The sequence below is a fragment of the Peribacillus simplex NBRC 15720 = DSM 1321 genome, assembly GCF_002243645.1.
Taxonomy (GTDB): Bacteria; Bacillota; Bacilli; order Bacillales; family DSM-1321; genus Peribacillus; species Peribacillus simplex.
Genome location: NZ_CP017704.1, coordinates 308,092 through 323,503 on the forward strand (window position 1 = coordinate 308,092; position 15,412 = coordinate 323,503).

Consider the following 15,412-nt stretch of genomic DNA (forward strand, 5'->3'; position numbering starts at 1 on the left):
TCATGATTTAAAGGACAGATGTCACCAAGCACTTGTTGGCACAACTCTCTTTTTCTATGGGAAATCATATTCTAGCTGATTAGTGATTGAAGAATTTTGTCTGAGGAATTCCATAGAAGTAAACGAAGCATTACCTTAAATTAAATCAATGGTATAGAGGCAAAGCTATAACTTTTCAGAATTAGGGGAACCAGAAACAATATTTAATTCATTCTCCATATACTTCGCTTTTTTTCGCCGAATGAAAAAGAATGAACAGATAACGATCAAGCTAAATAGCATGGTAAAGATAAACTGTGGACGCTGCGAATCGATAAATGCCATTAATATTAACACGGAAACCATGGAAATTATCGTTGCATAAGTCAAATACGGGAATAACCACATTTTAATTTTAAAAATTCCGGGATTCTCTTTCTCCATTCTCTTCCTTAATCGCAGATGGGAAACCGCAATGGCCAGATAAACAAGAATTCCGACTCCACCCGAGGAATTCACTAAAAAGAAAAAGATTTTATCAGGTGAAACATAACTGAAAATGGTGCTGATAAAGGCAAATAAAGTAGAGCCGACTACAGCAAATATAGGGACACCGTTCTTGCTCACTTTTGAAAATAACTTTGGAGCGTCACCCTTTTGTGCAAGTGAAAATAACATGCGTGAACTCGTATATAATCCCGAATTCAAACAGGAAAGCAATGCAATGAGAATCACTATATTCATGATCAGGGCAGCAGAAGGGATTCCCATCATTTCAAGTACGGCAACAAATGGACTTTTCAGCAAAGAAGCCGAATTCCAGGGTAATAGCGTCACTAGTATTGCGATGGACCCAATATAGAAAATCAGGATTCGCCAAACCACACTATTCAATGCACTTCTAACTGACTTAACCGGATCACTGGTCTCACCCGCGGCAATAGCTGGAATTTCCACGCCAACAAATGCATGAAATACAATTGCGACTCCAACAAGCACAGAACTTAGTCCATTTGGAATAAAACCGCCGAAATCCAAAAGATTGGAAGCGCCAGGTGGTTTTATCGTTGGAATAAACCCTAATATCACTGCCACACCCAAGCACAAAAATAGTATGATACTGATTATTTTAATGATTGAAAACCAATATTCGAACTCACCAAACGATTTTACGGAAAAAATATTCGTCATTTTCAATAGGATAATCAATGATAGACTTATGACCCAGACGGGAACGGAAGGAAGCCAGCTGTGTATGATCGCAGCTCCCGCTGTTGCTTCCAAAGCAATTACGATAACCCAAAAGAACCAATATAACCAACCTGTTGTAAAACCGGCCCATTCACCAATCCCCTCTCTTGCATAAACGGCAAAAGATCCAGTATTGGGATTCACTGTGGCCATTTCCCCAAGCATCCTCATGACTAAAACAACAATCAAGCCTGCCAAAACATATGATAATACCGCCCCGGGGCCCGTTTGACCAATAATGATACCGCTTCCTACGAATAAACCAGCGCCTATGACACCACTCAAAGATATCATCGTTAAATGTCTTTGTTTCAGACCTGGTTTCAGTTCTTCCTGTTGATGTTTCATACCCTCCACCAACTTTCAATATTTTGGGGAATCAACTAAGATAATCGCTACTTGAATGTAAAAACAAGCTTTTCGGCTGCCTGTCCTTTACACTTTCACAAAGATAGTGGGAACTTGGAAACATGGCATTTTAAAAACAACACAGGAGATTACGCTATGAACTTAAGATTCTATATCACTAGTCCTCCTTCCTTAAGGCTATTTTGAAATTCGAAGCAGATTTAACATCACTACGTCATGATGTTAGTACCACTTTCTATGTGTATAATACACTCTGATTTTTTTAAAGTCAATTTAAAAATCAGAATATTTAGATAACAAAATGAAATTTTCAAATAAAACAAACGGTGTCCATTAAGTCTGCAATTTTATTCATTTTACTTCTTTAAACTTGGAGGTTTCATCCAAGACACCTTCCACAGCTGACTTTACGGCCTTCTGCTTCCTATCCAGCATTTTCTTTAAAAAGTATGAAAAAAGCAATGTAAACGCAATTCCCTTAACAATCGATGTATAACCATAAACAAGAAGGCCCAATATCAGTACGATAAGATTAATAACCCTTATTGTCGCTGCAATATCTATTTTTTCATTTTTATGATGTAAAATTAAGGCGATCACGTCAAAGCCAACAGTGGAGGCATTTGCTGTTATACATAAATAATATCCTATCGCTATCAAAATCGACGAAATGATAATCACTAAAACGATATTTATATCAAAATTAATATTCAATGAATAAAAAAAATTAAAAAAAACCATATAGCTAAGAGAACTTACAATCGACTTAAAAAAGTACTCTTTCCCTAGAAATACTAAACAAATGATTAACAGTAATCCTGTAACGAAATTGGCTAGCATGGCAATGTTATAACCCGATAATGCATTCAATAATAACGCCGAGCTAGTTACCCCGCCATTAATAATTTCATTGGGAACGATTAAATAAGCATAGGCAAAGGTCATGGAAATGTTTCCTGCGATAATTTTCAATAAATCCTTCATAAACTTCTCACCATCCCTCTCGATATTCTGATAATGCTTTCCCCCCTAAATATATATTTATACTTGAACCATAAGATACACATTCATCTTTTACTCAGATTCGAACCTTCACCTTTCGATATTTTTGAATGATTTTACGTAGAATGCATTTTTTTGTTCAAGTGATTACAAAATATTCGCTAACCTGAATCCTCTCTCCTTCTAAATAAATAAAATAAAGCATCCCCCTTAAAACTTGAGGATGTTCATGTTTACTATATAATCATTTAGGCATTGCAGATTTTTTGTACAACTTATGTAACTTATGATTTCCTAGAAACGCTGTTCAGAAGCCTTTTATTTACTTGAATGAATAGTACATCCCAATGAATGATTTAAATTTCCAAAGGTTTATACAAAGAGAAGGCTATTTATAATGCTCGCTTCAATAGACTTAGTCCGACATCAAAAAACCTGATAAAATAGATAAGAAAACTGTTTAGGTAAGCAGGGAAACGCAAGCGAACCCCTAATTATTTCCACCAAGTATTATTCCGCAATAAAAAAGTTGAGGGGTATGCCCCTCAACTTTTTAGTGTTCCATTAACTATTTCCCAAGAAATGTTTTTTCGATAAGTTTTCAGTTAACCATTTCATGTTACTGGTAATGTTGACTCATCTTTCATCAGCCTTTTTCGATAAACCATATTGGAAAGCTGTACACTCACTTCATATAGCACAAGCAGAGGGACGATAACCAAAATGTCCGAAATGATATCTGGAGGCGTAATCAGGATCGAGATGATGACCAGGACGAAATAAGAAATCTTACGAGACTTTTTCAACACTGTTGGATTGATGATGCCTAATCTGGTCAGGAACATGACCACAAGCGGCATTTCGAATAAAATCCCGAAAGGTAAGATCAAATTAATCATGAACCGAAAATACTTTTCCGCTGTGAACATCATCTCGAACTGCCCAGCCGATAGGGAAGTGAGGAAACCCAGCACTATTGGAAACAACACAAAATATCCAAATGAGATACCTGTGATGAATAGAATGAACAGCCCTGGTATGAACCGAAATGTAACTTTTCTCTCTTCCGGTTTCAGCGCTGGAGCCACAAAGCGCCATAACTGATAGGCTGCCAGCGGAATCGTTGCAGCTATTGCGCAAACCGCAGCGATAATCATATATACCCACAGGATCTCACTCGGGCCGAGCACGGCAAGCTTTCCTTCCAAATCCTTAATGAGCAGTTCATAAATATCCTGTACGAATATGAAACTCACTATGAAAAAAGCAAGAAAACCTATCAGTGTTTTAATGATTCTGCTTCGGAGTTCCTCCATATGCTCAATAACATGTAAATCCTTACTCTCCACTTTCACTCCTCCTTTTTAGTTATTTTCTTGCTATATTGCAAATAGCACTTCCCCTCGAACTCTTCTCATGAAAAGAAGCAGGCGAGTCTTTCCGCCCGCTATATCTCATTTAATTCATCCCTCTTTTTTAACAGCTCTTAAAGCGGCTTTATTCTCGTTTTCATCCTCTTTTTCTGAATCATTCACCAATCCTTTGGTTGCACTTTTGAATTCGGATAATGTCCGGCCAAATGCACGGCCTATTTCCGGCAGCTTGGACGGTCCAAAAATAATCAGTGCAATCACTAGGACGATTACCAGACCAGGTATTCCTATATTTGAAAGCATTCTTATTCACTCCTTTGATATTCTCATTTTTCTTCACAATGTCCTTGTCAAGCATCATAATCGTTCCCTATCAATTAGTGAGTAACTTTCCCCTGCTTGTTCAATCTTTGTTTTTCATGTGCGCGATTATGGGCACGTGTCCGATCTTCCTCGACTTCGTTCGTTTTTTGTACACCTTCCGTAACCGCTGCTGATGCAACCTTTCTCAGCCCTGTTTGATCCTTATCAAAAACAAAGGATGCTCTTGTCGATATATCCGCACCTGGTTCTGTCACGAATGGGACTACACGGTAGTCCGCCTTCCATTGTTCTGGTGTTACTTTGCATCGGACATATCCCCGGTAATCATTAAAGAACTTTATATGTGGATTCTGACTTAGTATTTTATCCGTATCCGCACGCTTATCCGCACCATTTCCACCAGAGGTGATGGAAGTGCCGACAAACTCCACACCGAAAATCTTGGAATTTGGATCATCGAAATCCGCCTTTAAATTGGCTGCCCAGCTTGCATGTACATCACCGGTCAACACGACCAGATTTTCTAGGTTGTTTCTTTTGATTACATCAATCAAACGATCACGTGCAGCCGGGTAACCATCCCAGGAATCCATGCTGAATTTGGGTGCGGTTGGTGTTCCATAATTCCTTTGTGCAAAGAAAATTTGCTGAGGAAGTACATTCCACTTCGTTTCTGATTTTGATAGATTGTCAGTTAGCCACTGTTCCTGCTCTGGACCTAGTAATGTCCGCTTCGGATCAAGTGACTCAGGCGTTTGCGGTGTACTTCCATCTCCGTTTGCCTGATCATCGCGGTATTGACGTGAATCCAATACAAAGAAAGAGGCCAGGTCGCCATACGTGAAATTTCGGTATAACCGCATATCCGCTCCCTTTGGCAAAGACGATTTACGAAGGGGCATATGCTCATAGTAAGCCTGATAGGCAGCGGCTCTTCTCTTGATGAATGCTTCTACCGATTGTCCTTTTTCCGGGATGACATTTGCATAATTGTTTTCAACTTCATGGTCATCCCAAGTCACGACCCATGGGAAAGCTGCATGTGCCGCTTTTAAATGGGTATCCGAGCGGTATTGTGCGTATCTATTTCGATAATCCTCAAGCGTGATGATCTCTGGACCACTATGTACACGGACATTACCTGTAGATGAAACATATTCATTTGGTCCATATTCATATATATAATCGCCAAGGTGAAAGACAATATCCAGATCTTCTTTTGCCAAATGTTTATAGGCCGTATAATAACCATGCTCAAATTGCTGACATGAAACAAACGCGAATGACAAGCTCGAAACACTTGAACCTACTGGCGGAAGTGTTTTCGTTTTCCCAGTCTGACTTACTTCCCCACCACTTTTAAATCGGTAAAAATAGACCTTATCAGGTTTTAACCCGCTTACTTCCACATGAACGGAGTGGCCAAGTTCCGGCCTGGCTATTTCCTTGCCTTGCTGGACAATCTTTCTGAAATTCTCATCCTTTGCCACTTCCCATTTAACGGAAATGGCTTCTTTTGGCATTCCTCCGCCATTCAAAGGATCAGGTGCCAACCTTGTCCATAAAACTACACTATCCGAGAGCGGATCACCTGAAGCTACACCGAGAGTAAATGGATAATCACTGAACTTCGGAGCAGCATTCACTTCAATCCCGCCCATTGATTGGGCAAGGGCAAGACCTAATGAAAGTCCGGCAAGCTTGCTTGCTCCCTGGATAAAGTTTCGGCGGTCCATATTATTACCTAATTCGCTCCAATTCTTAATTAAATCATCCATTGCTCTTTCATTATTCATTGATCTTTCCCTCCTATTATTTGAATCTGGTTCAAGTATAGAAGGGCATTTTTAAAGGTGTATGAAGAAGTGTAAATCAATAAATTTCCAATTAGGATTTTTCAGGCAGGACTAATGGTCCCCATTGAACACAAAAAGAGATTTGATTCACTCATTCATTTACATAGACCTACAAACTTTTACATTTACCGACAGTCTTTCATCCTATTTCTCTTAATGAATCATTTATTTAATCGTTACAAATAACTGGGTTTAAACTCAAATAGGATGCAGCAATTAATGCTTCATATTATGTGATAATCGTATTTAAAAACCGAAGGATACGATTATCGTTTAAGTTTTACTCGCTTTGATCTGCGAATCATTTTCGTACCCTAAACAAGTTGGATAGTTTTCTGATTTTTAATTATTAGCACTCTTTGCTGATACCGAGTATTTGTTTGTTTCGCTTGACATTAACTTTCTTCAGAGCTGCAATACTCAATTATCATTTTTGGTCAAATTTTGTAAAGAGTCTATCACCATATCAAATTCGAATTAAAATGGGGACATACAATTCACTCTACACATGAACCGCAAAATTTTTATTAATAATCAAACCAATATCCTCCTCTATACGTTTATTTATATTGAAGGGAGTAAAATTCCGACTTGATTAAAAAAGTTCAAAGGAAGGTGGTTAAGAACCAGCATATTGACAGGTATTCGATTCTCCTGTTCATCTATCTTAATGGATCGTATTTTAACAATTATCAAGAAGAATATTTAACGAGGTGAAGAAATGTTGAAAAAAATGAAGTTTAATATTGTATGGATTATCGCCTTACTATTTATGGCTATTCTACCAAATGTAATTGGTGCTTCTTCTACTATAGGTAAAATCCCAGTGTCAGAGGTAGGCTTTGACAGCCACATCACCAACAATTCCCTTGCCGTAAGTCCGGATGAGCAAATAGCGGTTGTCTCAGATAGCCGTGAACAATCCGTCCTAGTCTACGATCTTACCAAAGGCAAGTTGCGCAAAAAGATCGACGGCTTTGGTTCACCGAGAAATATTGTGTTTATTGATGGAGGCTCAGAGTTTGTCGTCTCAGACAGCACGCTCGGTATGCTTCGTTTTTACAGAACAAAAAACTTCACCTTGAAAGATGAAGTCGTCGTTGGTCCAGGTGCATTCGGGACTGCTGTCAGCCCTGATGGAAAGACATTATATGTGAACAATCAAGCACACAGTTCCGTCACTGTCGTGGATTTGGAAAAACGAAAACCGATGGCAGTCATTACCGGTTTCGCCCAACCAAGACAAGGCATTAAAGTCTCTCCAGATGGAAAATACATCTTTGTCACGAACTTTCAAGGAGATAAAGTAACTGTCGTTGAAGCCGCAACACAGAAAATTATTCGTGAAATATCAGGATTCTCTATGATTCGCGGAATCTCGATCACCGCTGATGGAAGTACATTGTATGCCGCGAACAGCGGACGTAACAGCATTTCTGCAGTTGATACCCTAGACGGCAATATAAAGAGTGAAATCAAAGTGGGGCGTGAACCATATGGTGCTGCTCTTTCGCCTGATAACAAGCTCCTTTTTGCAAGCAATAAAACTGACAATACGATCGACGTAATCAATATAGCTGATCACCGTGTAGTTAAAACAATTGACGGTTTCAACGAACCAAGACAAGCAATTGTCTTTAGCCACGACGGGGAACGGGCTTATGTATTAAATCGGGATCTCTCTATTGCGCGTGTGAATGTTAAAACCTTCTCCATCACGGATATAATTCAGGATGAGTCAAAAAAGTACAAACTTAAAACGCTAAGATCAAACAAAGTAGGGAAATATTTAGCAGACCAAGATGGAATGACACTTTATTATTTCACAAAAGATGAAACTAGCGTCAGTAATTGCAAACGTCAATGTAGTGAAATTTGGCCGACTTTCCATGCAGATAACATCATCACCACTAGAGGTTTCGATAAAAAAGAGTTTAAAACAATCATAAGAGATGACGGACAAAAGCAAACAACGTATAAAGGGCATCCACTTTATTACTTTGTGAAAGATAAGCAGGCAGGTGATATAAATGGACAAGGCGTCAATAATGTCTGGTTTGTTTTAGACAAAAAGGTTTTTGAGGAATAATTAAGTTTAGTTTTGCACAAAAAGAAAGAAAACTCTAAAAAAAACCATTCATATAAAGAACAGAAGAAAAATAGGTTTGTGTTTCACTAATAATGGTCCTAGGGTATAATAAATGTCACTTTTTTATTCTGGAATAAAAATCAAATAAATCAATGCCACCTTCTAGGTGGCATTGATTTATTTGAATAAGGTACAGGTTTATAATCTTCATAATATCCCTACTTGATGGTGATAGGTTCTGCCGACAAAACACAGATATTATTCGCTATCGCGTTTCTCACTATAGACCCCATTAAAGAATAAAACGGTTCTTAGTTTATTGATAATAGCCACGGAGAAGGGAATCCCATATAGATATCCCAGTATAATAGATGGAATGGCTTTAAACCGGTGTTAAACCCCTGATTTTTCAGATATTTCATTACCAACCTAATTTCCACATCACAACCTATAACGTATCACAATATTCCCGGATATGTAGGCAACACAGAAGACAATAACTTTTTAGAAACAGGATGTTTTAATCTTTCAAGTTGTTCCATATCTTCCAACCATTCTATAACCTCACCCTTGTACATTACCGCTAGACGGTCTGCGATGTAATTGACAGCCTGTAAATCATGAGAAATAAAGAGATATGAAAGTTGAAACTCTTTTTTTAATTGTGCCAAAAGGTTTAATATCTGTACTTGAACTAGAACATCTAGAGAACTTACAGCCTCATCAAGTATAATTAACTTTGGCTTTAAGGCAATCGCTCTTGCGATATTGATTCTTTGTAACTGCCCTCCACTGAACTGATATGGGTATTTATGAATATCTTCCTGGCATAACCCAACAATCTCCAAAAGCTCTTGTACTTTCTTTTTCTCTTGAACAGACGTGAGCCTCTCGTAATTCCTTATCGGCTCAGCAATGATTTCCCCTATAGTTAGTCTAGGGTTAACAGCGCTATAACAATCTTGAAAAACAACTTGCAGATTTCGCCGTAACTCCTTTAATTCTTTTGCTTTTAAACAATAAAGACTCTTCCCCAGAAACCAAACCTCTCCCTGATCCGGCTTTTCCAGTCCCAGAATAATTTTGCCCAGGGTACTCTTTCCAGATCCACTTTCTCCAACGAGACCTAAACATACTCCTTCTTCCAAAGTTAGAGAGATGCCCTTATTGGCTTCCACAGCTTTACGCTTCCCAAAAACAGAGTTCCCTAGCAAGTATGTTTTCTTTATACCTCTCAACTCAAGCAAGCTCATTATTCATCCACCCAACTCTTTAACTTGATTTTACACATCGTACTAGATGGTCTTTTTCATACTCTTTAAATTCAAGATTATAACTTGAACATGTATGATCTGCGTCATCACATCGTTCTAAAAAAGGGCATCTTTTTTCTCTATTCATTAGATTGGGACGCGAAACGCTAACATGTTTTTCAGTCTTTATCTTTCTTCTTGTTAATCCAAGCCTGGATTCTAACAAGACTCGGGTATACGGGTGCATTGGGCGATTGAACAACTTCAACACTGGTGCTTTCTCAACGATATAGCCGCCATACATCACAGCTACTTCGTCAGCTAACTGAGCAATCACCCCTAGATCATGTGATACTAATAAAATGCATGTATTGTATTCTTTCCTTAACTTATCCAACTGTTTCAAAACCTGGAGTTGGTTTGTCGCATCAAGTGCAGTCGTCGGCTCATCAGCAATGATAATAGATGGACTTAAAGACATCGTAATCGCAATCATAACTCGTTGCAGCATCCCGCCGCTTAGCTGAAACGGATATTGCTTCAAGACATTCTCTGGATTAAGCAGGTCTGTTTTTTCCAAATACTCCACAGCCATTTTCCGCGCTTGCTGCTTAGTGATAGGCAAATGAGTTCTAAGTGTCTCAAAAAAATGCCGCCCTATCGTCCTCACAGGATTAAAGGCGATCATTGGGTTCTGCATAATCATTGCGATTTCACTGCCCCGTACTTTCCTTATGTCTTCTGTGGAAACATTTAAAAGGTCTATATTATTAAACTTGATGCTCCCTTGCACCACCTTTGCCTTGTCAGGTAAAAGATTTAGCAAAGACATGCATGTCATCGTTTTCCCTGATCCACTTTCTCCGACAATGCCCAACACTTTCCCAGCCTCGAGTTTAAAACTGACATCATTGACAGCCTGAGTCACTCCATACGGTGTCGATACAATAACCTTCAAATTTTCTACAGTTAGATTGGGGTGTTTTCCCATCTTCCAACCATCCTCCCTTCTATTCCTTTTTTAGGTCTAGAGCATCCCTCAAAGCTTCGCCAAACAAGTTAAAACCAAATACAACGATGAAGATCATCAACCCAGGGTAAAGCATCAATGAAGGGGTTTCTCTAAAAAATGGCTTACTATCATTGATCATCATTCCCCACTCTGCCTCTGGCGGCTGTATGCCAAGTCCAAGAAAAGAGAGTCCAGAAATTGCTAAAATAACTCCTCCGATGTCCATAAAGATTAATACAACAACTTGAGAAATGATGGCAGGTAAAATATGTTTGATGACAATGACTCTCATTGGTGTCCCGCATATTTTGGCTGCTAAGACAAAGTTTTGCTCCTTTACACTAAGAACCATTCCTCGAATGACGCGTGCATAAAAAACCCATTGGACAAGCACCATCGCCAAGATCAGATTGCCAAGACTCGGTCCTAAAGTTCCGATTAAAGCTAAGGACAGCAGAAAGCTTGGAAATGCCATGAGAATGTCACACATTCTCATGAAGAGATAATCAACTTTCCCCCCAATAAAGCCTGCATAAATACCAAGTGGGATACTAATAATCATCATTAATCCCATGACAAGGAAAGCTGTTCCCAACGAGGTTCGTGTTCCATAGATTAATCGGGACAATATACATCTCCCTAAATGATCAGTCCCCATTGGAAACTGAGAGGAGGGCCCTTGCAGCTTCTGAACGATATCAATCAAGTTCGGATCATTAGGAGCCAAAAAAGGAGCAAAAAGAGCCAATACTGTCAGGAAGGAAATAATCATGATACTGATCATCATGAGCTTATGTGTCATCAGCATTCTTTTCACGTTTTGCACCATTCTTATTTCTCTCCTTCCCAGCGTATACGGGGATCCAGGAAAGAATATGTAAGATCCACAAGAAGATTGCAGACCACAAAGATCACACCCATAAACAAAACACACCCCTGAATCATTGGATAATCTTGATTTAAAATAGATGTGACAAATAACTGTCCCATGCCGGGCCAAGAAAAAATTGTTTCAACAATAACCGCTCCGCTTAGCATGTTCCCGAAGCTCATCCCAAGTCCAGTTATCACAGGTAATAAGGACCTTTTTAAGACATGTCTGAAAACGATTAGTCTTTGGCGTAACCCTCTCGCTCTAGCATACACAACAAATGGCTCATTCAAATTTCCTAGCATACTAGCTCGAAGCAATCGCATATACGTCCCTATATAAGCAAAAGCCAATGTCAAGGAAGGAAGCGCTAGATGCGCCAAGGTCCCCCTTCCCAATACAGGAAATAAATCTAACTTTACAGATAAAAAATAGATCAAGAGAAACCCAAGCCAAAAGGTTGGCATAGAGACACTTACAAAGGCTACTATTCTGCTAAACTGATCAACAAATTTCCCCTTGTAAATAGCCGAAATCATGCCTATAGGTAAACTAATAACAACAATTAAGATAAGCGAAGCAAATGTTAATTGAACTGTTGGGAAGAAATGTACCATAATTTCTTCCCATACGGAGTTATTGGACACGTAAGACATCCCTAAATCCAATTGCAACACTTTTCCCAGCCATACAAAATACTGGACATATAAAGGCTTGTTTAAACCAAGCTCAACTCGAAGGGCTGCCACTGTCTCATTCGTAGGAGGAATATGTGACGCCCTTAAGTAAGCTACTGCCGGATCTCCAGGAATTAAGTAAAGCAAGATAAAAGTAATGAGCGAAATTCCGAGTAATATTGGAATTAAACTTGTGAGACGTTTAAAAATAAACCAACTCATGTAGCACTCCTTAAGTTGTTTTTAAGTATCCCCTATTTCAATTAACATCAATTGAAGTTAAAGGGACCTCAGCTTCTTGAGGTAAAAAATCTACTCCACTAATGTTTTTTTGATACACCGCTATATTAGACTGATAAGATATCGGTAAATAAATGGCTTGTTCGTGCAATGTCGTTAATATATCTGAATACAGTATTTTTCTATCTTCCTCGTCAGTAGTTAATAATACTTTCTTAATTTTCTGGTCTATTTCTTTTTTTACTGGCAACCCTAATTGAGCGTTATAATCTGGACTACCATTTTCCGAATTAGTCGTCATAGAAGCTAAATAGGAATGTGGATCAAACGGTACAGCCCATGTTGCTGTAAATAATAAATCAAACTTACCTTGAAATGCCGTTGTCCAAAAAGTATTAGTTTCCTGACTAGTCAACTTAACATCTATTCCCAGTTTTCTAAAGTCACCTTGTGTAAATTCTGCGATTGACTTTTGGATATTATCTGTACTATTAAACAGTAATTCCAATTGCAATTCTTTTCCGTCTTTTTCTCTAAATAGTTTCCCCTTCACTTGTTTCCATCCAGCTTCATCCAATAACATTTTTGCTTTTTCTGCATCATACTCATACGGCTCTATATTAATTTTCGTGTAAGGCAAAATAGGTGGAAACAAAGTATCAGCCTTTTTTTCCATACCATAAAAGATCTTATCAATAACAGCTTGTTTATTAAAAGCATGTTGGAGAGCTAACCGAACTTTAAGATCTTTAGTTGCTTCTCTGTTTGAGTTAAGAAGCAGCGTTCTTGTAGCTGTAGGTTCTGACAATTTGGTTTCATATTGTCCTGAATTCTTCAAAAATTGGAATGAATCTTGGCTGATGACCCCGTTTCCAAATATAAAGTCGAGTTCCTTTTTCTCAAAAGCTAACACTCTTGACTCTCCATCAGTAATGACTTTAACAACCACCTTATCTACTTTAGGCTTAAGGCCCCAATATTGTTCGTTCCTTTTGAAAACAGCAAACTCATTTTTCTTATACTCGCTCAATACCCACGGTCCTGTGCCAATCTGAGACTTGAGTCCGTCTTTAAATGTGTTTTGGCTGTCAGGAAAAGCAGCTTCTCCTACAAATCTCAAAGGTCTGATGTAAGTTAGTTCTTGAAGAGTTGGATAATACACGTTGTTCAAAATAAGTTTAATAGTATATTCATCTATTATTTTTGTATCTTTGATTTGGTTAATTAATCCCACCCATTCATGTTGTTTGCGATTATCTAAAATGGTACCAAAGTTTTTCTTGACGATTGCAGCATTAAAAAGCGAACCATCGGAAAATTTAACATCTTTTCTTAGATGGAATACATATTCTTTTCCATCTTTCGATATATCCCAGCTCTCCGCAAGCCAAGGCTGAATTTCTCCACCTTTACCGTAATAAACAAGGGATTCATATACCATAGCCTGGGAAAAAAACTCATTCGGAAAATATGTGTGTGGATTTAAGTCACCTATATCCCCAGGCCATGAAAAAGTAACAACTTTTTGCTTTTCATTATCTGATGTATTTTCTTGATCTATTGTTGTTTTGCTGCAACCTGTAACTAAGATTGTGAAAATTACTAGTAGTCCAACAAAAGAATGGAATAAATTAGACCGTTTTATAAACATGCTTTCTCACCTTCAATTATGGAATTTTAACTATTTGAAAAATTACGAAATACAAAAAAGCATTTCCAACCAGATTTAACGGTCAGAAATGCTTATATATTAAGAACAAATTCGTCTTCTAGCACTCTAACACCTCCCTATCTCCCGTAGGTTTAACAGCATTTCTAGAACAGGCAGGTCTTCTGACTTAGGTTCATCATCACCATGCGTCTTCCCGGATATTATCCAGTGACTTTCTTGCATAGGACTCACCCTTACAGCGGCGGGACCGTGCCGGATTTTGCACCGGCTTCCCTTTTAAATATTCGCTATTAAACGAATATACCCATTCCAATAAAATATGAAATTTTTCCTCATCTTCATAGTAAAATATAGAGCTTGTCCGTCTTAAAATTATTAAGTCGAAACCTTCTGATGCTTCTTACCAATTTAATAGTTTCATCTCTAATTAATTTTTGATAAACTCAGCAACTAATCATATCCATCCTAGCAATAAACGAAAAACAGTTAGTAAAAAGGAGAATAAATATCTACTCTTAAGAATTTAACAAATATTAAAAACTCTCCTATATTATACAGTTTTACGATTACAACTCTCTGAAAATAAAATCAAAAAGTTTACCTAATACAAATTATATTCGTTATCGCAAATTTATGCCATATCAAATTAAGATCCTGATGTTTTTTAACGGTTCGTTTTGTACGGAGGCAATAAACTTATACAAACAGTTATTTGTAACGACATATATGAATGATAGTGTGTAGATTTTTCATTTTCAGATTTGTATTGCTCCCTCCCGAATATGCTATTTTTTATAAGTGAACACTCACTTTTCATTTGAAAGCAACCTAATTTATGTAATAATAGATTCATAACAAAAAAAGAAAGTACTTGAGGGATTCTGCATTGGAGAGTATGGAAGAATTACATGAAAAAATTGAGATATTGAGGAAAGAATTAATAACTACGGGATTGATATATGGATTTACTTCCCCAAAAACATTACATAAAAGCCAGGAACTAGATAAACTGTTGAATTTACTTGGGCATGAAAAAGAACCAAATGGTTTAGATTATGTCTAAAATCAGGAATGAAACCTGATTTGATTTTTCTACTAATACTTCATGGGATCATTACAACTGCAGGAACTATCACCAGGAGTAATTTTGGAATTATTTTTAATAATCACTGTGTAGTTCATGCAGCATATTTCCTTTACTTAATCACCTCGTATTCTGGGACTAATTTTTCTGTAAAATTTATTGAAATAATCATCCCTTCTACCTAATGCTTCATAGTCTAGTTTTCTACGTTTTATTTTGTTTGTTGGAATTGTGCCGTAGAACAAATTGTTTAGGGTCATTTTGATCACATTCTTTCTCCCCATTAAAAAGCATCCAAAATGAATGGATGCCTTTTTTATCGAATTTTTCTTTTATGTCCTGCATTTAATAACAAACAAT

The 15,412-nt window shown here is 37.7% G+C and carries 12 protein-coding genes and 1 riboswitch; of the genes, 2 read left to right on the forward strand and 10 right to left on the reverse strand.

Annotated elements, in window-relative coordinates; translation table 11 throughout:
* Positions 1-165: 165 nt before the first annotated feature.
* The 5 genes from BS1321_RS01450 to BS1321_RS01470 all read right to left on the reverse strand — a co-directional run bounded on the left by BS1321_RS01450 (position 166) and on the right by BS1321_RS01470 (position 6,094).
* Positions 166-1,578, reverse strand: coding sequence for an amino acid permease (locus tag BS1321_RS01450; RefSeq protein WP_063233422.1), 1,413 nt, complete (start codon positions 1,576-1,578; stop codon positions 166-168).
* Positions 1,579-1,950: 372 nt separating this feature from the next.
* Positions 1,951-2,583 (reverse strand): YitT family protein, encoded by a 633-nt coding sequence (locus BS1321_RS01455; RefSeq protein ID WP_069981709.1) that lies wholly within the window; start codon positions 2,581-2,583, stop codon positions 1,951-1,953.
* Between the two features lie 632 nt (positions 2,584-3,215).
* Positions 3,216-3,917 (reverse strand): twin-arginine translocase subunit TatC, encoded by a 702-nt coding sequence (gene tatC / locus BS1321_RS01460; RefSeq protein WP_375781449.1) that lies wholly within the window; start codon positions 3,915-3,917, stop codon positions 3,216-3,218.
* Positions 3,918-4,064: 147 nt separating this feature from the next.
* Positions 4,065-4,277 (reverse strand): twin-arginine translocase TatA/TatE family subunit, encoded by a 213-nt coding sequence (locus BS1321_RS01465; RefSeq protein ID WP_063233420.1) that lies wholly within the window; start codon positions 4,275-4,277, stop codon positions 4,065-4,067.
* A 74-nt stretch (positions 4,278-4,351) separates the two neighbouring features.
* Entirely contained in the window at positions 4,352-6,094 is a 1,743-nt protein-coding gene (locus BS1321_RS01470; RefSeq protein ID WP_063233419.1) for an alkaline phosphatase D family protein, read from the reverse strand.
* Between the two features lie 886 nt (positions 6,095-6,980).
* Here BS1321_RS01470 and BS1321_RS01475 point away from each other — a divergent pair.
* Positions 6,981-8,243, forward strand: a complete 1,263-nt coding sequence (locus BS1321_RS01475) for a beta-propeller fold lactonase family protein (protein ID WP_232522754.1) — start codon at positions 6,981-6,983, stop codon at positions 8,241-8,243.
* Between the two features lie 458 nt (positions 8,244-8,701).
* Here the strand turns inward: BS1321_RS01475 and nikE are convergent, their stop codons facing one another.
* From nikE to nikA, 5 genes are read right to left on the reverse strand one after another with little or no spacing between them, the layout of a single operon-like run.
* The gene (nikE, locus tag BS1321_RS01480) at positions 8,702-9,496 is read right to left on the reverse strand and encodes a nickel import ATP-binding protein NikE (protein ID WP_063233418.1); all 795 of its coding nucleotides are present in this window, start codon (positions 9,494-9,496) and stop codon (positions 8,702-8,704) included.
* Between the two features lie 19 nt (positions 9,497-9,515).
* Entirely contained in the window at positions 9,516-10,487 is a 972-nt protein-coding gene (locus BS1321_RS01485) for an ABC transporter ATP-binding protein (RefSeq protein WP_063233417.1), read from the reverse strand.
* Between the two features lie 19 nt (positions 10,488-10,506).
* A complete protein-coding gene (nikC, locus tag BS1321_RS01490) occupies positions 10,507-11,337 on the reverse strand; it encodes a nickel transporter permease (RefSeq protein ID WP_063233416.1) in 831 nt (276 codons plus the stop codon).
* A gap of 2 nt (positions 11,338-11,339) precedes the next feature.
* Positions 11,340-12,278: a nickel ABC transporter permease gene (gene nikB / locus BS1321_RS01495; RefSeq protein WP_063233415.1), complete on the reverse strand. Its 939-nt coding sequence runs from the start codon at positions 12,276-12,278 to the stop codon at positions 11,340-11,342.
* A gap of 37 nt (positions 12,279-12,315) precedes the next feature.
* Positions 12,316-13,947, reverse strand: a complete 1,632-nt coding sequence (gene nikA, locus BS1321_RS01500) for a nickel ABC transporter substrate-binding protein (protein ID WP_063233414.1) — start codon at positions 13,945-13,947, stop codon at positions 12,316-12,318.
* Positions 13,948-14,102: 155 nt separating this feature from the next.
* Positions 14,103-14,291, reverse strand: a riboswitch (cobalamin riboswitch).
* Positions 14,292-14,863: 572 nt separating this feature from the next.
* Between nikA and BS1321_RS01505 the strand changes: the two genes are divergently transcribed.
* On the forward strand, positions 14,864-15,031 hold the full coding sequence (locus BS1321_RS01505; protein ID WP_081112922.1) for an aspartyl-phosphate phosphatase Spo0E family protein: 168 nt from the start codon (positions 14,864-14,866) through the stop codon (positions 15,029-15,031).
* Positions 15,032-15,412: the final 381 nt, after the last annotated feature.

Bases quoted from the DNA above. Each gene is read 5' to 3' on its own strand.
- BS1321_RS01450 (WP_063233422.1), bottom strand. From the start codon at position 1,578: ATGAAACATCAACAGGAAGAACTGAAACCAGGTCTGAAACAAAGACAT.
- BS1321_RS01455 (WP_069981709.1), bottom strand. From the start codon at position 2,583: ATGAAGGATTTATTGAAAATTATCGCAGGAAACATTTCCATGACCTTT.
- tatC (WP_375781449.1), bottom strand. From the start codon at position 3,917: ATGGAGGAACTCCGAAGCAGAATCATTAAAACACTGATAGGTTTTCTT.
- BS1321_RS01465 (WP_063233420.1), bottom strand. From the start codon at position 4,277: ATGCTTTCAAATATAGGAATACCTGGTCTGGTAATCGTCCTAGTGATT.
- BS1321_RS01470 (WP_063233419.1), bottom strand. From the start codon at position 6,094: ATGAATAATGAAAGAGCAATGGATGATTTAATTAAGAATTGGAGCGAA.
- nikE (WP_063233418.1), bottom strand. From the start codon at position 9,496: ATGAGCTTGCTTGAGTTGAGAGGTATAAAGAAAACATACTTGCTAGGG.
- BS1321_RS01485 (WP_063233417.1), bottom strand. From the start codon at position 10,487: ATGGGAAAACACCCCAATCTAACTGTAGAAAATTTGAAGGTTATTGTA.
- nikC (WP_063233416.1), bottom strand. From the start codon at position 11,337: ATGGTGCAAAACGTGAAAAGAATGCTGATGACACATAAGCTCATGATG.
- nikB (WP_063233415.1), bottom strand. From the start codon at position 12,278: ATGAGTTGGTTTATTTTTAAACGTCTCACAAGTTTAATTCCAATATTA.
- nikA (WP_063233414.1), bottom strand. From the start codon at position 13,947: ATGTTTATAAAACGGTCTAATTTATTCCATTCTTTTGTTGGACTACTA.
- BS1321_RS01505 (WP_081112922.1), top strand. From the start codon at position 14,864: ATGGAAGAATTACATGAAAAAATTGAGATATTGAGGAAAGAATTAATA.